The 20,725-nt window shown below is 58.7% G+C and carries 19 protein-coding genes; 14 read left to right on the forward strand and 5 right to left on the reverse strand.

Annotation, left to right across the window (positions count from 1 at the left end; translation table 11 throughout):
- Nucleotides 1-4: 4 nt before the first annotated feature.
- The 7 genes from ACIOTN_RS04765 (at nucleotide 5) to ACIOTN_RS04795 (ending at nucleotide 6,787) form a co-directional block, all read left to right on the forward strand.
- Nucleotides 5-1,291, forward strand: a complete 1,287-nt coding sequence (locus ACIOTN_RS04765; RefSeq protein WP_105658336.1) for a hemolysin family protein — start codon at nucleotides 5-7, stop codon at nucleotides 1,289-1,291.
- Nucleotides 1,284-2,246 carry a GTPase Era gene (era, locus tag ACIOTN_RS04770; RefSeq protein ID WP_105658337.1) on the forward strand — a complete coding sequence of 321 codons (963 nt, stop codon included), beginning with the start codon at nucleotides 1,284-1,286 and terminating at the stop codon, nucleotides 2,244-2,246. The genes ACIOTN_RS04765 and era overlap by 8 nt, the downstream gene beginning before the upstream one ends.
- Nucleotides 2,247-2,723: 477 nt before the next feature.
- Nucleotides 2,724-4,463 (forward strand): 2-isopropylmalate synthase, encoded by a 1,740-nt coding sequence (gene leuA, locus ACIOTN_RS04775; RefSeq protein WP_105661283.1) that lies wholly within the window; start codon nucleotides 2,724-2,726, stop codon nucleotides 4,461-4,463.
- A gap of 140 nt (nucleotides 4,464-4,603) precedes the next feature.
- Nucleotides 4,604-4,960 (forward strand): serine O-acetyltransferase, encoded by a 357-nt coding sequence (locus tag ACIOTN_RS04780; protein WP_402734825.1) that lies wholly within the window; start codon nucleotides 4,604-4,606, stop codon nucleotides 4,958-4,960.
- Complete coding sequence (locus tag ACIOTN_RS04785; RefSeq protein WP_402734826.1) at nucleotides 4,961-5,185, forward strand: DapH/DapD/GlmU-related protein; 225 nt, start codon at nucleotides 4,961-4,963, stop codon at nucleotides 5,183-5,185.
- Between the two features lie 49 nt (nucleotides 5,186-5,234).
- Entirely contained in the window at nucleotides 5,235-5,984 is a 750-nt protein-coding gene (gene recO, locus ACIOTN_RS04790; protein ID WP_105661281.1) for a DNA repair protein RecO, read from the forward strand.
- Complete coding sequence (locus ACIOTN_RS04795; RefSeq protein WP_133833358.1) at nucleotides 5,981-6,787, forward strand: isoprenyl transferase; 807 nt, start codon at nucleotides 5,981-5,983, stop codon at nucleotides 6,785-6,787. The genes recO and ACIOTN_RS04795 overlap by 4 nt, the downstream gene beginning before the upstream one ends.
- Here ACIOTN_RS04795 and ACIOTN_RS04800 read toward each other — a convergent pair.
- Nucleotides 6,784-7,830 (reverse strand): alpha/beta hydrolase, encoded by a 1,047-nt coding sequence (locus ACIOTN_RS04800; protein ID WP_181148993.1) that lies wholly within the window; start codon nucleotides 7,828-7,830, stop codon nucleotides 6,784-6,786. The genes ACIOTN_RS04795 and ACIOTN_RS04800 overlap by 4 nt on opposite strands.
- A 60-nt stretch (nucleotides 7,831-7,890) precedes the next feature.
- Between ACIOTN_RS04800 and ACIOTN_RS04805 the strand changes: the two genes are divergently transcribed.
- A complete protein-coding gene (locus tag ACIOTN_RS04805) occupies nucleotides 7,891-8,955 on the forward strand; it encodes a quinone-dependent dihydroorotate dehydrogenase (RefSeq protein ID WP_133833360.1) in 1,065 nt (354 codons plus the stop codon).
- A gap of 403 nt (nucleotides 8,956-9,358) precedes the next feature.
- Here the strand turns inward: ACIOTN_RS04805 and ACIOTN_RS04810 are convergent, their stop codons facing one another.
- Nucleotides 9,359-9,952 (reverse strand): DUF3043 domain-containing protein, encoded by a 594-nt coding sequence (locus tag ACIOTN_RS04810; RefSeq protein ID WP_105658342.1) that lies wholly within the window; start codon nucleotides 9,950-9,952, stop codon nucleotides 9,359-9,361.
- A 69-nt stretch (nucleotides 9,953-10,021) separates the two neighbouring features.
- Between ACIOTN_RS04810 and ACIOTN_RS04815 the strand changes: the two genes are divergently transcribed.
- From ACIOTN_RS04815 to ACIOTN_RS04840, 6 genes are all read left to right on the forward strand, one after another.
- A complete protein-coding gene (locus ACIOTN_RS04815) occupies nucleotides 10,022-11,431 on the forward strand; it encodes a dipeptidase (RefSeq protein WP_402734827.1) in 1,410 nt (469 codons plus the stop codon).
- 134 nt (nucleotides 11,432-11,565) lie between these two features.
- Complete coding sequence (locus ACIOTN_RS04820) at nucleotides 11,566-11,940, forward strand: iron-sulfur cluster assembly accessory protein (protein ID WP_105658344.1); 375 nt, start codon at nucleotides 11,566-11,568, stop codon at nucleotides 11,938-11,940.
- A gap of 172 nt (nucleotides 11,941-12,112) precedes the next feature.
- Complete coding sequence (coxB, locus tag ACIOTN_RS04825; protein ID WP_286134304.1) at nucleotides 12,113-13,036, forward strand: cytochrome c oxidase subunit II; 924 nt, start codon at nucleotides 12,113-12,115, stop codon at nucleotides 13,034-13,036.
- Nucleotides 13,037-13,038: 2 nt separating this feature from the next.
- Nucleotides 13,039-14,757, forward strand: coding sequence for a cytochrome c oxidase subunit I (gene ctaD / locus ACIOTN_RS04830; RefSeq protein ID WP_105658346.1), 1,719 nt, complete (start codon nucleotides 13,039-13,041; stop codon nucleotides 14,755-14,757).
- A gap of 2 nt (nucleotides 14,758-14,759) precedes the next feature.
- The gene (locus ACIOTN_RS04835) at nucleotides 14,760-15,161 is read left to right on the forward strand and encodes a cytochrome c oxidase subunit 4 (RefSeq protein ID WP_105658347.1); all 402 of its coding nucleotides are present in this window, start codon (nucleotides 14,760-14,762) and stop codon (nucleotides 15,159-15,161) included.
- A 113-nt stretch (nucleotides 15,162-15,274) separates the two neighbouring features.
- A complete protein-coding gene (locus ACIOTN_RS04840; protein WP_105658348.1) occupies nucleotides 15,275-16,057 on the forward strand; it encodes a GntR family transcriptional regulator in 783 nt (260 codons plus the stop codon).
- A gap of 1,058 nt (nucleotides 16,058-17,115) precedes the next feature.
- Here ACIOTN_RS04840 and ACIOTN_RS04845 read toward each other — a convergent pair.
- From ACIOTN_RS04845 to ACIOTN_RS04855, 3 genes are all read right to left on the reverse strand, one after another.
- The gene (locus tag ACIOTN_RS04845) at nucleotides 17,116-18,786 is read right to left on the reverse strand and encodes a ubiquinol-cytochrome c reductase cytochrome b subunit (protein WP_105658350.1); all 1,671 of its coding nucleotides are present in this window, start codon (nucleotides 18,784-18,786) and stop codon (nucleotides 17,116-17,118) included.
- 2 nt (nucleotides 18,787-18,788) lie between these two features.
- Nucleotides 18,789-19,838 (reverse strand): ubiquinol-cytochrome c reductase iron-sulfur subunit, encoded by a 1,050-nt coding sequence (locus ACIOTN_RS04850; protein WP_105658351.1) that lies wholly within the window; start codon nucleotides 19,836-19,838, stop codon nucleotides 18,789-18,791.
- 71 nt (nucleotides 19,839-19,909) lie between these two features.
- Nucleotides 19,910-20,704 (reverse strand): cytochrome c, encoded by a 795-nt coding sequence (locus ACIOTN_RS04855; RefSeq protein WP_105658352.1) that lies wholly within the window; start codon nucleotides 20,702-20,704, stop codon nucleotides 19,910-19,912.
- Nucleotides 20,705-20,725: the final 21 nt, after the last annotated feature.

The raw sequence follows: 20,725 nt of genomic DNA on the forward strand, positions 1-20,725 counted from the left end.
CCCCGTGGAAATAATTTTGCTGATTCTCGCCCTTGTTTTCATGGCCTTCTCGGCCGTGCTGACTGCCGCAGACTCAGCCTTCTACGCATTATCCCGGCACGCTGCTGAACGCCTGCGCGCCGAGTCCAATTCCAAATCGCTGTCCGCAATTCTGGATGAAACAGAAACCCACGCCCAGGCAGTGAAGTTCTGGCGGATCTGGTTCGAGACCGCTTCCGCTGTCGCTGTAGCCCTGCTCGTTTCGCAGTGGATCGAGAATGTGTGGCTGATCGGCATGATCTCCACTATTGCGATGGCCGCCTTGGGATTCGTCCTGGTCAGCGTGTCGCCACGTCGCTACGGGCGTTCCAACGCCCAGAACGTCGTGCAGTCCACCGCCACCCTGGTCCGCTTCCTGCGCCTGGTGCTCGGACCCATCACCACGTGGTTGGCATCCATCGCCAAGGCGCTGAGCCCCGGCGGCGTGGATGGCGACGGCTACCTGGGCAAGGAACGACTGCGTGATCTGGTGGATCGCGCCTCCGAAGGCGAGGACCTGGATGAGGAATCGGCCGAACTGATCTCCTCGGTGATCGACTTGGAGGAGACCAGCGTTCGTTCGGTGATGGTGCCGCGCACCGACATGGTGGTGCTGGATGCGGATCATTCCTTCCACAGCGCCATGGACCTGTTCATCGCCTCGGGCTTCTCCCGCATCCCGCTGATCGGCGAGGACACCGATGATATCCAGGGCATCATCTACCTCAAGGACCTGATCCGCGAGATCCACGGTCTGCAGCAGGCCCGGACCCTGGCCGAATTGGCGCGAAAGGTCCGCTTTGTTCCCGAATCGAAGTCGGCAGCAGAGCTGATGCAGGAACTGCAGCAGGAATCCATCCACCTGGCCATCGTCATCGACGAGTACGGCGGCACCGCGGGCCTGGTGACCCTGGAAGACCTGCTTGAGGAAATCGTTGGCGAAATTGATGACGAGTATGATCGTTCGAGGGCCGAATTGATCCAGAACCCTGACGGGTCGATTTTCGCCGTGGCGGCGGCATCCATTGACGATATTGCCGACCACTTCGACATGCACATCGAGGAAGAGGACGTCGACACCGTCGGCGGCCTGCTCTCCAAGGCCTTGGAATCGGTGCCCGTACTCGGTTCCACCGCTGAAGTGCACGGCCTGCGCCTGACCGTGGTAGCCCTCGCGGGCCGCCGCAACCGTATCGGCAAAATCCATGTAGAGCGTCTGGAAACAGATGCATCCGACCATATTGAGAACGACGAGGATTCCTCACATGAGTGAAAACCACAACCTGCTTGCATCCAGCGGATGGCCTGAGGGCTTCCGCTCCGGCTTCACCTCTTTCGTAGGCCGCCCGAATGCCGGCAAGTCGACCCTGACCAATGCGCTGGTGGGCCAGAAGGTGGCCATCACCTCGGCCAAGCCGCAGACTACCCGCCACACTATCCGCGGTATCGTGCACCGCGAGGATGCGCAGTTGATCCTGGTCGATACCCCGGGCCTGCACCGTCCGCGCACCTTGCTCGGCCAGCGCCTGAATGACCTGGTCGCCGACACCCTCTCCGAGGTGGACGCGATCGGCTTCTGCATCCCGGCCAATGAGAAGATCGGCCCGGGCGACCGCTACATCGCCACGCAGCTGGCTCAGCTGCAGCGCAAGCCGATCATCGCCCTGGTCACCAAGGCTGACCTGGTGGACCGCGAACAGCTCGCGCAGCAGCTGGTTGCGGTGGCCGAAATGGGTACCCAGAACTTCGGCGAGAACGGCTTCGCCGCAATCGTTCCGGTCTCGGCTGTCAAGGAATTCCAGGTCGAAGAGGTGGCCAACGTGCTGGCAGAGCACCTGCCAGTGGGCCCGCCGCTGTACCCGGACGGCGAGCTGACCGACGAGCCGGAAGCCAAGATGGTTTCCGAGCTGATTCGCGAAGCCGCCCTTGAAGGCGTGCGCGACGAACTGCCGCACTCGCTGGCCGTCGTCGTCGAAGAGATGGTTCCCCGCGAAGGACGCAGCGAAAGCAATCCGCTGATCGACATCCACGTCTCGCTCTTCGTTGAGCGCTCCAGCCAGAAGGCCATCATCATTGGCCGTGGCGGTTCGCGCCTGCGCGAGGTCGGCACCAACGCCCGCCAGGGCATCGAGAAGCTGCTGGGCACCAAGGTCTACCTGGACCTGCACGTGAAGGTTGCCAAGGATTGGCAGCGCGACCCGAAGCAGCTTGGACGCCTCGGCTTCTAGGCTGCGCACCCCAGCGCTGGAAAATGCGTAGCTCGTCCCTCAAGACCAGACCCGTTTTGGGGGACGAGCTGGTTAATCGGCTGCTTGGCCCGCACTCTGGATCTCCCGGGCCAGCCTTTCCACGGGAGAAGCACCGGTACGCAGCCCATGGATTCCAGCGCCGATGCTGATCGTCTCCATCCATGGACCTCCCTGGTGCTTAGCTCCATGAGCCCCATTGTTCGCCTGCTTGGGCATCCTGTCCGCCGCCTTGCGCAAGGCGAACGTCCACTATGTGACACGCAAGTGACATAAGTTTCACTTGCCTCCAAAGCGCGGTGCTATGCTCATTTCGTGCATTTCGAGCTTCTACTACTACTTAGCCGCTGCGAGGATCCAAAGGACCGCTAGTGGTCTACAGGCCGACCCCTCGTCGCGGAGTAGCTCTTGTCTGGCCCCACAAACTAAGCACTAATTTTGTCTAGGGGACCCACAGAAATGCAGAACATGCAGAAATCTTCGAACATGCCAATCCACAAGTATGTTCCATTCCAGGATCAGATCGAGGTCAATCTGCCCGATCGCACCTGGCCCGACAAGTACATCACCAAGGCCCCGCGCTGGTGCGCGGTCGACCTGCGAGATGGCAATCAGGCGCTGATCGATCCGATGAGCCCGGAGCGCAAGCACAAGATGTTCGACCTGCTGGTCGAAATGGGCTTCAAGGAAATCGAGGTCGGCTTCCCGTCGGCTTCGCAGACCGACTTCGACTTTGTCCGCCAGCTGATCGAGCGCGGCATTCCCGATGACGTGACCATCCAGGTGCTCACCCAGTCCCGCGAGCACCTGATCGAGCGCACCTACGAAGCGCTGGAGGGCGCCAAGCAGGCCATCGTCCACCTGTACAACTCCACCTCGATCCTGCAGCGCGAAGTCGTCTTCCGCCAGGACGAAGACGGCATCGTGGACATCGCCGTCCAGGGCGCCCGGTTGTGCAAGAAGTACGAAGAGCAGCTGACCGGCACCAAGATCACCTACGAGTACTCGCCAGAGTCCTACACCGGGACCGAGCTGGCCTTCGCCAAGCGCATTTCCGAGGCCGTGGCCGAGGTGCTGGAAGCGACCCCGGAGAACAAGATGATCCTGAACCTGCCGGCCACGGTGGAAATGGCTACCCCGAATGTGTACGCCGACTCCATCGAGTGGATGCACCGCAACCTGGCCAACCGCGATTCGATCATTCTCTCGCTGCACCCGCACAACGACCGCGGCACCGGAGTGGCCGCGGCCGAACTGGGCTACCTGGCCGGCGCCGACCGCATCGAAGGCTGCCTGTTCGGCAACGGCGAACGCACCGGCAACGTCGACCTGGTGACCTTGGGCATGAACATGTTCGGCCAGGGCATCGACCCGCAGATCGATTTCTCGGACATGGACCACATCCGCCGCACCGTCGAGTACTGCAACCAGCTGCCAGTGGCAGAACGCAGCCCGTACGGCGGAGATCTGGTCTTCACTGCCTTCTCCGGTTCGCACCAGGACGCAATCAAGAAGGGCCTGGAAGCGATGGAAGCCAAGGCTTCGGCTGAAGGCAAGGACATCAACGACCTGGTCTGGGCTGTTCCTTACTTGCCGATCGACCCGAAGGACATCGGCCGTTCCTACGAGGCCGTGATCCGCGTGAACTCGCAGTCCGGCAAGGGCGGGGTTGCTTACCTGCTGAAGAACGACTACAACTTGGACCTGCCGCGCCGCGCGCAGATCGAGTTCTCCGGCGTCATCCAGCGCAAGACCGATACCGAGGGCGGCGAGATCTCCTCGCAGCGCATCTGGGACGTTTTCCAGGATGAGTACCTGCCGGTCAGCGAAGATTCGGGCATGAGTCCCTGGGGCTACTACCAGATTGCTTCGGCGACCGCGGCTTCGGCGGAGGACGGAAGCTTCCGCCTGGATACCAAGCTGATCATCGACGGCGTGGCCCATGAGCGCAGCGCCCAGGGCAACGGTCCGGTCTCCGCGCTGGTCAAGCTGCTCAACGATGATGGCGTGGATCTGCGCGTGCTGGACTACTCCGAGCACGCCATGAGCGAAGGCGGCAACGCCCGCGCAGCCGCATTCGTCGAATGCGCCGTGGGCGATCGCATCCTGTGGGGCATTGGCCTGGACACCAATACCAACATTGCAGCACTGAAGGCCGTAGTTTCGGCCGTCAACCGCGCGATCCGCGACAGCAAGTAGGTCTGCGGCACCACCTTGTTGCCAGCTCAACGCCACGGCCAGCCTCACCACGCTGGCCGTGGCGTTTTGCCTTCCATATACTGCCAGGGCGGCTGGCAAGCAAGCGCCGACGAGGAAAGGGAAGAGCTTTGCCCCGTTTCATGGATGAAATCCGCGCGGTCATTGCGGGCGATCCGGCAGCACAAGGACTATTGGCCACGGCAACTACTTCAACGGGCTTGCACGCGATCTGGATGCATCGGGTTACTCACCAGCTGTGGCAGCGCAAGACAACCAGGGGTCTGTCGAAAATCATCAGGCTCATTGCCCGATCATTGACGCAAATCGACATCCATCCCTCTGCTGTTATTGGCAGTCCCGTTCTCATCGATCACGGCACTGGTGTCGTTATCGGGCCTAATACGGTAATTGGATCCAGAACATTGATTTACCAGGGGGCCACTATCGCGGCAGCCGGGTCTGCCGGTCCAGCTACAACCGTCATCGGCAGCGACTGAATGATTGGATCCGGTGCCACGGTATTGCGTGGCGTGCAAGTAGGTAGCCGGTGCAATATAGGAGCGAATGCCGTGGTCGCTACTGACCTGCCTGATAACTGCGTCGCTGTCGGTGTTCCCGCTCAATTCAAGTCGAGAGACACCTTGAACCCCTTTTCCTCGGGCCCGGTAGATGCCGGGTTGCTCCTGCAGCTACCGCGCCCAGGGACGAATCGACACCCATAGGAATCGTTGGATTCAGAACTTTGGGAGTTGAAGTGGGAGAATATTGTCCGTGTCCAGATCAGGTTTCGCTTCCAAGAGCTACCACACCCGTGGTTTGGTTTTGCGTACCCACAAGCTGGGAGAAGCCGATCGCATCATCACCCTGCTGACACCCAATGGGATTGTCCGTGCGGTGGCTAAGGGCGTACGCCGGACGTCGTCGCGGATGGGCGCCACGCTGGAACCGTTCATGGAAGTCGACGCGCTTCTGGTGATGGGCCGCAATCTCGATATCGTCTCGCAGGCACAGCTTCGAAATCCATACGGCCAATTGCTGGTCATGGATTACCCGAGCTACACGGTGGCCAACGCCATGTCGGAGATCGCTGAAAAACTGCTGGAAACAGAAAGCGATTCGGCCCTCCAGCAATATCAGCTCTTCCACGGTGCGATCGCCCTGTTATCCAAGCAGCGAGTCGATTCCGGAGCCGTGCTGGACTCCTACATCTTGCGGGCCCTCTCGGTTGCTGGTTGGGCGCCGTCCTTTACCGACTGCGTGCGCTGCGGCAAGCCTGGCCCGCATCAAGCGCTCCACGTCCAGCTTGGCGGCGTCGTCTGCCCAGAATGCCGTCCCTCTGGATCGTTATCGCCGCATCCCGTCACCATTGAATATCTGCAGGCGCTGCTGGAAGGGGACTGGTCCACCGTGGCAGAAGCAGGACCTCGAGCGCGCAAGCAAGCTGCAGATATCGTGGCCAACTACTTGCAGTGGCACCTTGAGCGTGCCGTGAATTCCCTACGTCTTGTGGAGAGAAATTGAAGAAGCTTCCTAAGATCACCGGCCGCCGAGGCCCAGTTGCTCCTTATGCGCATCCGGATCATCCGCAGATGCCCGCCATTCCGCAGGAACTCATCCCTGAACACGTAGCTATCGTCATGGATGGCAATGGACGTTGGGCGAACCAGCGGGGATTGCCTCGTACCGAGGGGCACCGTGCAGGCGAAGCAGCTTTGCTTGATGTGGTGGCCGGAGCCGTGGAGCTGGGCGTCAAGTACGTCTCTGTCTACGCGTTCTCAACCGAGAACTGGAAGCGCAGCCCTGAGGAAGTGCGCTTCCTGATGGGCTTCTCACGTGATGTTCTGCGCCGCCAACGCGATACGTTGAACTCATGGGGCGTCCGCATACGCTGGTCGGGTCGAGAACCCAAGCTCTGGAAATCGGTTATCAATGAACTCAAGGAAGCCGAAGAACTCACCAAAGACAACTTGGGTTGCCAGCTGACCATGTGCGTGAACTACGGCGGGCGCGCAGAACTAGGCGACGCTGTCAGCGCGATTGCCCAGGATGTTGCAGCCGGCAGGCTTCGCGCTAGCTCGGTTGGCGAAAAGACTATCGCCAAATACCTGCATGCTCCGGAACTGCCTGATGTGGATCTTTTCCTCCGAACCAGTGGCGAGCAACGCACAAGCAACTTCCTGCTGTGGCAGTCGGCATACGCAGAGATGGTCTTCCTCGACCAGCTTTGGCCGGATGTCGACCGGCGAACGCTCTTTACCGCCGTAGAAGAATATGCCAAACGCGATCGCCGTTACGGCGGAGCTATCGACAAGCCACAGGCCTAGGACGTTTTCAGCGCTGTTCCCACCAATCGCAACCAGAGGCTTAGGTCTCGATATGCTGCGGATCTGGCGGGCTCAGCGGAGGTGAACACATCGTGCATTGCGCCCGGAATTTCGGACAAAGTAACGAAACTGCCTAGTTTCAACGCCCGCAGGCGCGTTTGCTGAACGTCGAGTACCGAATCGCAGTGCTGCATGTCAGGGGAGTAGCTCGTGCCGATATGGGTGCGATCCGAGGTGAGGACGAAGATCGGCTGTTGAAGTTTCAGCCCCTTCGCAACTAGGGCATGGCCATCGAATATCGTTTTCAGCCATCCCGCGGTGTTCGGAAAAGCGATCCGTGGTCGCCATAGCCGATGAACGTCCCACTGGCCATGGCTATCAGTACTTAGCGATTGCCAGTAATGATCGAATTCTGGTCCGTTGAGCTTCCTGCGCGGATTCGTGCGAGTGATCGCTTCCATTAGGCCGTGAAAAGGAATGCGCAGGAAGGCCGTTCCCTGAAACTCAAGCCATGGAGCATTCAGGACCAGAGCTTTAATGCCCGGCGCTTGGCGCGCAAGCCACAAGCTGAGGATCAAGCCGCCCGTCGAGTGCCCTTGGGCAACCACCGGTAATTGAGGATGCTCATTACGCAGCAGTTCCAAGCTCGCATTGAGCTCCTCATCGAAGTCCGCCAAGTCATCGACATAACCAGGCAAAGCATGTTCGGCTCTCAGACTGCGTCCATGCCTGCGTAGATCAAGTGCGTAGAAGTGGTATCCATGGTGATGCCAGAAAGCTGCCAGTTCGCGGTTGTAAAAATAATCGCTCCAGCCATGCACGCTCAGAACAATTCCCTGGGCTCGTCGTCCGAGCCGATTCCTGAATCCAGCCGGGCAATAGCGGACCAAGGTCGCGACGGCCGGTCCTTCCGCATCGACGCCGAAATCCAAGGTTTGGTGCTCAAAATCAGGCCCGAGGGGATCTTCGACCCATTGCCCCGGCCTAGTTGAAGACATAAAGTCTGGCCAACTGCTGCTTTCTGGAACAACGAAGTGCTTCATATCTTGAATACTACCCATCTCAAGTTGTCTGTTTCGGGTTCTTCACGGGAAAATGGTTCCATGCGCATATACCCACTGGTCTTCAAGCACGTGTTCACCAAGATGGATCCTGAACAGGCTCACCATTTTGCATTCAACGCGATCAAGATTGCGCAACGCGCAGGGCTCACTAAGGCAGCTCGCAAGTTCTTCGCTCCGGCACCCAAGCTGAAGCGCACCGTTATGGGCATCGACTTCCCGTCCCCATTCGGATTGGCTGCTGGCTTCGACAAGGGCGCCACCGGAATCCTGGCGTTGAGCGATATCGGTTTCGGCCATGTTGAAATCGGAACCGTCACCGGACAGGCCCAGTCCGGCAACCCGCAACCGCGGCTCTTCCGCTTGGTTGAGGACCGCGCGGTAGTCAACCGGATGGGCTTCAACAACGAAGGCGCCGAAACTGTCGCTGCCCGTGTCGCCAGTTCTCGCCAAGAGCTCAAGACTGGTTACGCTGGAACCCGCCCGGTCATCGGCGTGAATATCGGCAAGACCAAGGTTGTAGAGCTGGAAGACGCGGTAGGGGATTACCTGGCGTCCACCCGCCAGCTGGCGATCCACGCAGATTACCTGGTCGTCAATGTTTCGAGCCCCAACACCCCGGGTCTGCGCCTGCTCCAGAGCGTTGACTCTCTTCGTCCGCTGCTTTCCGAAGTCGGCCAGTTGGCTGACAAGGTTGCCGGCCGCCATATTCCCTTGCTGGTCAAGATTGCTCCCGATCTTAGCGATGAGGATGTCGCTGACGTTGCACGCTTGGCCATGGAACTTGAACTCGACGGCATTATTGCCACCAATACGACCATCGGTCGCGAGAACTTGACCAGCGATGCGTCCAAGGTTGAAGAGATTGGCGCCGGCGGGCTATCTGGCGCTCCGCTCAAGCAGCGATCGCTTGAAGTTCTTCGCCAGTTGCGTGCACTTGTTCCGGCCGAGATGGCTCTGATCGCCGTCGGCGGCGTGGAAAATGCCGCGGATGTGAAGGAACGCCTGGACGCCGGCGCGGACCTGGTACAGGGTTACACCGCATTCCTCTACGAGGGTCCGTTCTGGGCACGTTCGATCAATAAGGACCTGGAGCGCATGCTCTAGTTCTTTGGAGTGGAATTTCCCAAATGCTCCGGAATGGCTCCGATTCGCGAAGAATCGGAGCCATTCCGCGTTAACCGGGCCCATCTTCTGCGTACGTCCTGCCTGCAACAGCTTTGAACGCAACTTGGATCAGGAGACTAGGCAAGGGCAGCCGCGCTAGGGGAGAAGGTGGCAATAACGGTTGCCGACCGGGATGAATCCTTGTATCGGAGCCAACAAGGCCGCATGCTGCGAGCACGGACAGGATTGGCAGAAATGCGTCGCGGCAACGATATTCCTATCGCAGAATTTGCATCACCTTGTAGTTGGCTCCACAAATTTTGAACATTGTTATTCAACCAAGCAATTAACTAGAAAGGGGCAAGCTCAGCGAGCTTGCCCCTTTGCGGTCTAGCGGTATCGACTAGTCGATATTTGCGCCGCGCTTGACCTGTGGCTTTGGCAGGCGCAATTTGCGGAACTGCATTCCACGCATTGCCGCGTACATGCGTACGCCCTTTTCCATGTGGCCGAACTTGGCGACCAGGCGCTTCTTCAAGAGGATGGTCGTCACAATTGCTTCGATGATGATCAGTGCGATAACAACCCAGAGGGCTGCCTGCACAAACATCTGGATCTGCAGGTTGCGCTGGAACACCAGCGAGACAACCAAGAAGGCCAGGATGATGAACATCATGAACTCGCCGAACATCCAGCGAGAGTCAATGAAGTTACGGGTGTAGCGCTTCTGCTCACCCTTGTCGCGTGGCATCAGGTAGCGTTCATCGCCAGTTTCGTTGGCTAAGCGCAAACGATTCTGCGCTTCAACACGCTGTTGACGCTGGGCTTCCTTAGCGGCCTTGCGATCGGTAGGAACCAACGGGCGCTGACGGTTCGCCTGCTGCGCATTGCGCTTGGGCGTTGGACCAGTCTTGCGGCCGTCGGTTGTTTCCGGGGCCTGCTGGGCAGACTCCACATTTACGGGGGATTGAGGTTCATCCTTCTTACGTCCAAACACCCCTCTATTCTAGCCGGAAATAGTTAGCGGCGTGACATTCGATACGCGAGGAATTGCTAGGCTGAAGGCATGACCGAAAATACTACCTTCGACGCTGTTTCAAGCGGCGTCGATATTGCCGCGCTAAAAAGCCACATCGACACGAACTTCGAGAAGATCCTCGAAGAGCTCACTTCCCTGGTCGCGATCCCGAGCATCGCATGGGAATCCTTCGACCCGCAGAACCTGGAAAAATCGGCTGCGGCAGTGGCCGAATTGGCCAAGTCGGCCGGGATGGAGACCGTGGAAATCCTGCGCGAGCCTGCGCAGAACGGCGCTATGGGCGCGCCTGCCGTGGTAGCCCAGCGCAAGGCGGCACCCGGAAAGCCAACCGTGCTCCTGTACGCACACCACGACGTCCAGCCTCCTGGCAACGCGGCGGACTGGAACACCCCGGTATTCGAAGCCACGAAGGTAGGGGACCGGCTGTTCGGCCGCGGTGCCGCTGACGACAAGGCCGGCATCATGGTCCACATCGCGGCGATGCGCGCCGTGCTGGACCTCATTGGCGATTTCGGCGTCGGCGTAACCTACTTCTTCGAGGGGGAGGAAGAAGCAGGATCCCCATCATTCCGCAACTTCCTCGAAGCCCATCAGGACAAGTTGGCAGCAGATGTGATCGTAGTTGCCGACTCGTCCAACTGGTCGGTTGGAACCCCAGCACTGACCAGCTCGCTGCGCGGCATGTGCGCAGCGGAGATCACCGTTCGCTCGTTGAACCATGCAGTTCACTCGGGCATGTTTGGCGGACCAGTTCTCGATGGCCCGATCCTCGCCGCCAAGTTGATCTCCAGCTTCCACAACGAAGACGGTTCTGTTGCCGTTGCCGGCCTGGTTGCCAACGACATCGCTGAAGTCGACTTCGACGAAGCCGAATTCCGCAGGGACTCCGGCGTTCTGGAATCCTTCCAGCTTGCCGGCACCGGCAAGATCACCGACCGCTTGTGGAATAAACCAGCACTGAGCGTGATTGGAATGGATATCCCGAGTGTCGACCACTCGTCGAATACCTTGCTGCCGGCAACGCGTTTCAAGGTATCGATGCGCCTGGCCCCAGGGCAGAATCCTGCAGATGCGCTCAAGGCCCTTGAGGCACACGTCAAAAGCGTTGACCTTCGCGGCGCCGAGGTTGAATTTGTCGCCACCGAAGCAGGCAACGCCTACAAGGCGAACCTGGACGCTTCGGCAAATGACACTGCGCGCTGGGCGCTTGAACAAGCTTGGGGCGTTGTACCAGTGAATATGGGCCTGGGTGGATCAATTCCATTCATCGCAGATTTGCTGGAAGTTTTCCCGAAGGCGCAGATCCTGGTGACCGGTGTCGAGGATCCCGATTCGCGTGCGCACTCGGCCAACGAGTCGCTGCATCTAGGCGACTTCCAGCACGCAATTGAGGCTGAAGCCCTCATGCTGGCGAGGATCAACGCCAAGGGACTATGAACCGTGTCATACGGAGAGACGCAGGGGAAGAATTCTTCAGCGTAGCGACGTAGGATAGAAGCAAGAACAGAGGTGCCGGTTCCAGTAACAAATCTGGAGCTTGGTGCCGCATCGAGCAGTATGGGAGGAAAATCATGACTGCATCTGTTGACCAGACCAAGGGCGATCCAACTGAGGTGCCAACCCATGAGGTAGAGATTTCCGACGTGGCGGCGGACAAGGTTCGCTCGCTTCTGGAACAGGAAGGCCGGGATGATCTTCGTCTCCGCATCGCCGTGCAGCCAGGTGGCTGCTCGGGCCTTATCTACCAGCTTTACTTCGATGAGCGCATGCTCGACGGCGACGCGGTACGCAACTTCGATGGCGTTGAGGTCATCGTTGACAAGATGAGCGTCCCGTACCTCGCTGGCGCGTCCATTGATTTCGAGGACACCATCTCGAAGCAGGGCTTCACCATCGACAACCCGGCCGCATCGGGTTCCTGCGCCTGTGGAGATTCCTTCCACTAGGCCGTAGGGAACAAACGCCGCTGTTCAAACGTTGAAGAAATTTCTCGTTAGCACAGCGGCGTTTTTCGGCATTCTGACCCCAAAGAGGGTAAGCTCTACATTAAGTAGTAAAACTATGTTTCCCTTCGTGAGCCACCTCACCGTGCAACTCGTTTAAACCACGAGGTGACTTATGAAGACCACATTCTGCACCAACAAAGAGGAAGGGCCGTCTGTGAGTTCGCAAGACCGAACCGGCAGTCGCGGGTCCGCTAAAGCCAAAGTACTGGCTTTAGTCGGCACTGGCGCATTGCTGTTGACGGGATGTACAGCGGAGGCAAAACGCGGTTGGCTCCCAAACGTGGAGCGCGACACCACCAACCACACCGGGGCAATCCAGGATTTCTGGGTTAACTCGTGGATCGCTGTTATTGTCGTCGGCGTATTGACCTGGGGATTGATGCTCTGGTGCGTCATCGCCTACCGCCGCCGCAAGAACGATACGGGTTACCCGCGTCAGCTGAGCTACAACCTGCCATTGGAGATCTTCTACACGGCCATTCCTTTGGTCCTTGTTCTAGTCTTCTTTAGCTTCAACAACACCCTGGAAAAGCAGATCAACGCCCCTGTTGATTCTGAGGTCGTAGTCGACGTCCGAGCCAAGCAATGGTCGTGGGACTTCAACTACAGCTACCAGGGCACCGAGAAGTATTACGCCGGCGAACAGGCTCACCTGAACACCGATGGCTCGGAAGGCGTTCGCGAAGAACTGCCAACCTTGTACCTGCCAGCGGGCAAGTCGGTAACCCTTGAGCTGAATAGCCGCGATGTCATCCACTCCTTCTGGGTACCAGCCTTCTTGCAGAAGCTGGACATGATCCCAGGCAAGACCAACTACATCTACCTGACTCCACAGGTTGAAGGCAGCTACGACGGAAAGTGCGCCGAGCTTTGCGGCGAGTACCACTCCGAGATGCTCTTCAACGTCGAGGTTGTCAATGAGTCCGAGTTCAAGGCTCAGCTGGCAAAGATGGAAGATGGACACATTGGTGAAGAGTACGACCGTAAGCCAGATGTTGTTAACGGCGTCGTAGTAGAGCACGGGGAAGGAGAGTAATCATGACAACGTTTGAATATGCAACTGACGACGTGAAGTCGATTGCTCCAGCCGTAGTGCCGAAGTCCAAGGGTCGTCTGTTCGTCGACTACATTACTTCGACCGACCACAAGAAGATCGGGTACATGTACCTGATCAGCTCGTTCATCCTGTTCTGTGTCGGTGGCGTTATGGCGCTGCTGATTCGTGCAGAGCTGTTCGAACCAGGCATGCAGATCCTGCAGACCAAGGAACAGTACAACCAGCTGTTCACCATGCACGGCACTGTCATGCTCTTGATGTTCGCAACCCCGCTGTTCGCAGGTTTCGCCAACGTCATGATGCCCCTGCAGATCGGTTCCCCGGATGTGGCTTTCCCACGTCTGAATGCATTGGCTTTCTGGTTCTTCTCGCTGGGCTCGCTGATCGCTCTGGCCGGCTACCTCACCCCCCAGGGTGCAGCTAGCTTCGGTTGGTTCGCTTACGCTCCGCTGTCGAACACCACCTTCTCGCCAGGAATCGGCGGAGACCTCTGGGTCTTCGGCCTTGCACTGTCGGGCTTCGGTACCATCCTTGGCGCCGTCAACTTCATCACCACGATCATCTGCCTGCGTGCACCTGGCATGACCATGTGGCGCATGTCAATCTTCTCGTGGAACACCTTGATCACCTCGTTGCTGGTCCTGATGGCTTTCCCGCCACTGGCAGCTGCGCTGTTCGCACTGGGTGCAGACCGCCGCTTCGGTGCCCACATCTTCGACCCAGAGAATGGCGGTGCCGTACTATGGCAGCACCTGTTCTGGTTCTTCGGGCACCCTGAGGTTTACATCATTGCTTTGCCGTTCTTCGGCATCGTCTCCGAGATCTTCCCAGTGTTCTCCCGCAAGCCGATCTTCGGCTACAAGGGCCTGGTCTTCGCGACCATCTCGATTGCTGCACTGTCGGTTTCCGTGTGGGCACACCACATGTACGTCACTGGCTCGGTAATGCTGCCGTTCTTCGGCTTCATGACCATGCTGATCGCAGTTCCAACCGGTGTGAAGTTCTTCAACTGGATCGGAACCCTGTGGCGCGGCTCGATCACCTTCGAAACCCCAATGCTCTGGAGCATGGGCTTCATGATCACCTTCCTGTTCGGCGGTCTGACCGGTATTATCCTGTCGGCTCCGTCGCTGGACTTCCACGTATCGGATACCTACTTCGTTGTGGCTCACTTCCACTACGTAGTCTTCGGTACCGTTGTGTTCGCGATGTTCGCTGGCTTCTACTTCTGGTGGCCGAAGTGGACCGGCAAGATGCTCAACGAGCGTCTTGGCAAGATCCACTTCTGGTTGCTGTTCATCGGCTTCCACGGCACCTTCCTGATCCAGCACTGGCTGGGCGTTATGGGCATGCCACGTCGCTACGCCGACTACATGCCTGAAGATGGCTTCACCACCATGAACCAGGTTTCGACCGTCTTCGCATTCATTCTGGGTGCGTCGATGATTCCATTCTTCTGGAACGTGTGGGTAACCCACCGAAACGCCAAGAAGGTCGAAGTAGATGATCCATGGGGCTTCGGCGCATCGCTGGAATGGGCAACTTCTTGCCCTCCACCACGCCACAACTTCCACTCGATCCCTCGCATCCGTTCCGAGCGTCCGGCACTGGATCTGCACCACCCGGAACTGAGTGGACGGGTAACCCCCGAAACTCCGGTTGCGAAGATCTTCGGCTCGGCTGACCAGAAGGACGTGTAACGATGAAAGTTGAATCCTGGATTTTCCTGGGTGGCGTCTTCTTCTTCACCCCAGTAGCGATTGTCTACGGTTACATGACCAACTGGAGCGAATGGGTCGGATTCCTGGCATTGCTGATGCTGGTCGCATTGTCCGCGATGGTAGGTGGCTACTTGCTATTCACCGCTAAGCGCGTTGGCAACAGGCCCGAGGACCGCGTGGATGGCGAAATCCACGAGAACGCCGGCGATATCGGAATGTTCTCCCCATGGAGCTGGTGGCCACTGGTCCTGGCTTCGGCTGCAGCGATTGGCTTCCTTGGCCTCGCTGTGGGCTGGTGGGTCTTCTTCATCGGCGCCGGTTTGGCCGTCGTTGGCGTGACCGGCTGGGTTTACGAATACAGCCGTGGCGATCACGCTCACTAGGCAGTAACCCTAACGGGACGACAAGCAATTTTGCTTGTCGTCCCGTTAGTCTTTTAATAGGGGTTCCTCGATGGCGATAGGCCGTCAGGATATTTGGATCAAGGAGAAGCAGCATGCGCCACGCACCGCAGCCACATGTCCAGGCGCACCTTGATCCGGCCAGCCGGCAAAGCAAATACCGGCAAATCCGAGAGATTCTCAAGACCCATGCGCGCGAGGCCTGCAAACCCGGCTACAAGCTTCCGCCCGAACGCGTGCTGGCAGAGCACTTCGGCGTGGCCCGCAAGACCATCCGCCAAGCCATCGATGCCTTGGTGGATGAACAAGTGCTCAAACGCGTGGTGGGAATCGGCACGTTCGTCGTGCCCGAAAAATTGGACCTTCGTGTCCGCCTGCATTCCTACTCCGAAGATATGATGCGCCGCGGCATGGTTCCCGATGCCCATGTACTCGAATTCGCGGAGATCAAAGCCAGCGCCACCTTGGCTTCGCAGCTGATGGTGGAGGAGGGTACTGCCGTAGTCCAGTTCAAGCGCCTGCTGCTGGCCGATGGCACCCCCATGAGCCTGGACGAGAACTATATGCCTGCCGATCTCGTGCCTGGCTTTGTGGATGGCGAGCCGCCGTCAAAGCTCTATCAGGCATTGCACGAGCGCTATGGCATCTTGCTCGAATGGGGTGAGGACCAGGTGGAAAGCACTGCGGCGAGCAAGCGGCAAGCCGTGCTCCTGGGCGTAGAACCAGGCTTCCCGCTCCTGCAGATCACCCGGTATGCCTACATCGGCGATCGGCTAGCCGACTACTCGGTCTCGCTCTACCGCTCAGACCGCTACAAGCTCTTCGTGCCGTTGCAGCGAGTGGGCACACGCACGCCTCGCTACACCGATACTTTCTAGGCCTGGCCTGGCCAGGCGGCCGGCTGCTTCGATTTCAACGGGCAAGTACCAGGCAAACCCGTCAACCATGCCCAAGGATGCCATATCTGCCGTTCAAAATGGTTCCGGGCATCAACTACTGAATAAGCACTCCCGCAGCCTGGTCCGCCGGTATGGAGCTATAGCAGGAGCAAGCAGGTCTCCCGCACACGGAAGAAGATCGCGGCGCAAGCTCAAAGCCGCTTCAAGGCAGCAGGACATGGAATGTCGACGGAAGTTGAAAAGTGGACACTCCAGCCGCCCTGTCCAGTGGGAAACCAGCCACACTGGTGCGATAGGCCGTAGCGAAGATCCAATATATCCCTAGATCACACAGTCTTGTTTGCAGCGTGATTCTGCCATCCGGTCGATGCGTCCAGAGTTATTCCGTCATCCAATTCAAACGATTCTGAAGCAGGACTGGAGGTCATGGTGCCTGCCGGGCATTCTTTCTGGCAGGGGAGCAGCCTTTGGAAGAGCGCTCTGGATATCGGCTCGGCCATGCCGAGCGCCAAAACGGGAGTCTGAACTGCTGCATTCGAAGTCTTGGCGAACGTGATTGCGGAACTGAGCTCGTCCCCAGTCTTGAGCGCCTTCGCTGGAAAGACGAATGCACTGAGCAGCTCTCCGCTCCGGTTCGGCCCGGGACGACACCGGGCAGCTGCGCCAGTCGCAACTGGCATTGGCGTGCAGCATTCGATTCCAGCCAATCCAGAATGGCTGCACTGCAGGCCGGCAGTAGCACTCAGCCCCGAACGGCATTTCTGACTGAAGTGCCAAACAGGATGGCCAATTCTTCTCCGCACTGGGGAGCGCAGCTCGATACGCGGCTAGGGGAGCAGGAACGGACTTTCCACCCTGAGCACCCGGCAGTGCCAGATGGCGTTCTAAGCCACTGGAATTTCGATGGGCGTCCACCATGCGTCTTCGGAGCGCTCACCGGCGCTAGGCTCACTGGGACCCCTGGGAAAGCCGGGTTAACGAAAGGAGGGACACACCTTGCGGTGTGTCCCTCCTTTTGTGACTAACTCAGGTCGCTATTACTTGGCGATCGAGTCCTGCGTGTCACCCTCAACCTCATGGTGGCCGTGGGCTGCATGAGCAGCTTCCAGCTCCGATGGGGTTACCGGGGCGACGCGATCTTCGAAGAAGAACTTCGAGATTGCTGCACGACGCTTCTCCGAACCGGAGACGTGTCCTGCTGCGTCAGGCTGAGCCGGGATGTACTGGCGATCAACGTAGTTGGTCAGCAGGTAACGCTTGTAGACGTCGACTTCCTCGTGCTTCTCCGAGAAGCCGCCCTCAGGCGACATCTGGATGATGCCAGCTTCGCGGCCGTGCAGGACGATCTCGCGATCCTTGCGCTGCAGCGACAGGCAGATACGGCGAGTCAACCAGAAGGCGAAGATTGGGCCCAGGAAGAACAGCGTACGCAGCCAGTAGGTGACATCGTTCAGCGACACGTGGAAGTGGGTCGCGATCAAGTCCGAGGAAGCAGCAGCCCACATGACGCAGTAGAAGACTACGCCGGCAGCGCCCACTGCGGTTCGGAATGGAGCGTTGCGTGGACGGTCGAGCAGGTGGTGCTCGCGGTTGTCCTTGGTGATCCAGCGTTCGATCCACGGCCATGCGAACATCACGGCGAACAGTGCGCCTGCAGGAACCAGTGCTGGCAGCAGTACCGACATCACCAGGGTGTTATCGCCCCATGGGAATGGAATGATCCATTCGAAGCTGAAGTTGCCCAGGTAACCTGGCATCAAGCGCAGCGCGCCATCGACGAAACCGATGTACCAGTCCGGCTGGGTACCAGCCGAAACAGGGGATGGGTCATATGGACCGTAGTTCCATACCGGGTTGATCTGGAACAGGCCAGCAATGAATGCCACGATGCCGAAGACGATGAAGAAGAATCCACCGGCCTTGGCTGCGTATACCGGACCAACCGGGAAGCCAACAACGTTGTCGTTGGTGCGGCCTGGGCCAGGGTACTGGGTGTGCTTGTGGGTCACGACCATGAACAGGTGCACAACGATCAGCAAGATGATGACCGCAGGAACAATCATGATGTGCAACGAGTACAGTCGCGGAATCACGGTATCGCCAGGGAACTCGCCGCCGAAGAAGAACATCGACAGGTAGGTGCCGACGATCGGCAGTGCCTTCATGACGCCATCGATAATGCGCAGGCCGTTACCGGACAGCAGATCATCTGGCAGGGAGTAGCCGGTGAAGCCGGCAGCAAGACCCATGATCAGCAGCACGCCGCCGACAACCCAGTTCAGTTCACGTGGGCGACGGAATGCGCCGGTGAAGAATACGCGCAGCATGTGCACGGACAGGGAAGCGACGAACAGCAATGCCGACCAGTGGTGTACCTGTCGCATGAACAGGCCGCCGCGCACGTCGAAGGAGATATCCATGGTCGAGGCCATAGCCGTCGACATGCCGATACCCTTCATCGGTACGTACGAGCCGTCGTAGACGACGTGAGCCATGGACGGATCGAAGAAGAAGGTCAGGAAGGTGCCCGAGAGCAGCAGCAGTACGAAGGTGTACATTGCCACTTCGCCGAACATGAACGACCAGTGGTCCGGGAAGATCTTGCGACCGAATTCCTTGACCATGCCCGAAGCGCCGACGCGGGAATCCACGAAGTTGGCGATGCGACCGGTAGCGGTCGATGCCTGGTATTCGTTAGTCGTCGTCATGATTAACCACGCTCCCAGTAGGACGGGCCAACTGGTTCGTGGAAGTCACTCTGAGCTACCAGGTAGCCCTCGGAGTCCACGGTAATTGGCAGCTGTGGCAGTGCGTGGCCAGCTGGGCCGAAGATGACCTTGCATTCCTGCGTCAGGTCGAAGGTCGACTGGTGGCAAGGGCACAGCAAGTGGTGGGTGTGCTGCTCGTACAGAGCAATCGGGCAACCCACGTGGGTGCAAATCTTGGAGTATGCGACGATGCCGTCGACGTTCCAAGTTTCGCGTCCCTCGGAGATCTGCATTTCTGCTGGATCCATGCGCATCAGCAGAACGACGGCCTTGGCCTTTTCGTTCAGCGGGTGCTCGGTCTCGTTGAGGCCTTCTGGGATCACGTGGAATGCGGAACCGATCTGCACATCCGAAGCCTTGATCGGGGTACCAGATGGGTCGCGGGTCAGACGGATGCCCTTGTCCCACATGGTGTGGCGCAGGGAATCGATCATCTCGTTCGCGGTGTTACCGGTGCGATCCAGGTCGCGGAACATGAAGATTGCTGGGATTGGCGCCAAGGCGATGGCACCGATCAGGGTATTGCGGATCAGCGGACGACGCTTGATGCCGGACTCTTCGAGCACGGTATCGATGATTTCGACGGCATCCTGGCGATCTTCTTCCGAGCGGATCTCGTGGCGCATTTCCATGAGCTCGTGATCCGGCATCAGGGTCTTGGCCCAGTGAACAATACCCACACCGATACCGAGCATCGCGAAAGCGGTGCCCAGTCCCAGTGCAGCGTTCTGCACACGCAGTTCAGCGAAGGTCATCTCGCCCAGGTGGCCCAGGACGAAGTAGGCCACGAAGAAGAAGAGCGTGCCGATGATGGAGATGGTAAATAGGAGCGCTACTTGACGCTCATGTCGCTTGGCTGCGCGCGGATCGCGGTCTGCGAGACGCGGACGATGGGGTGGTAAGCCCGGATCTGGGAATCGATCCTGAGCTACATCGTCAGCCTTAGCAACGGTGCCCGAGTTTTCGGGACTGCCGTGACTATGGTCGCCCATGTTTCTCTCTCATCCTTCTGTTAGGAATTTATGTACGTAGTGATGGTTACGGCCGAGGCCGCGGGTTTGCCTTAGGAAGGACGCGAGGTCAACCAAATGGTGAAGGCAATGATGATACCCAGACCTGCGGTCCAGGTGAACAGGCCTTCAGCAACTGGACCCAGGGAGCCCAGGGCTGCACCGCCAGCGGAACCATTTGCTTCAATGGTCTTCAGGAAGGTGATAACGTCACGCTTCTCTTCTGGGGTGATGTTCGAGTCGTTGAACACTGGCATGTTCTGTGGGCCGGTAGCCATCGCTTCGTAGATGTGCTTCTCGGATACACCGGTCAGGGTTGGTGCGAACTTGCCGCGGGTCAACGCGCCACCGGCAGCAGCCGCGTTGTGGCACATTGCGCAGTTCACACGGAAGACGGTGCCACCGTGGGCGGCGTCGCCCTGGGTGGTATCCAAGTATTCCTCATCAGGGATCGCTGGGCCTGCACCCAGGCTTGCAACATACGCTGCCAGCTGGGAGATCTGCTCGTCGTCGAACTGTACTGGCTTGACCTGGGCCTGCGGGCCCTGCATCTGCATCGGCATACGGCCGGTGCCGACCTGGAAGTCAACAGAAGCCGCGCCAACGCCGATCAGCGATGGACCGGAGTCTGAGCCTTCGGCATTCATGCCGTGGCAAGTAGCGCAGTTGGCGACGAAAAGCTTCTGACCTTCTTCTACATCGGCCTGCGATGCAGAAGTGGTCTCAGCTGCCTTCGCTTCGCTGATGTTACCGGCTGCAGTGTAAAGACTGCCGGTAATCAGCAATCCGAACAGAAGCAGGGCCACAGCGGCGAGCGGGTGGCGGCGCTTTTTCGAAAGAGCCTTCACTTGCTGGTTCCTCACTTAGTT

The sequence above is a fragment of the Glutamicibacter sp. NPDC087661 genome (assembly GCF_044743275.1).
Taxonomy (GTDB): domain Bacteria; phylum Actinomycetota; class Actinomycetes; order Actinomycetales; family Micrococcaceae; genus Glutamicibacter.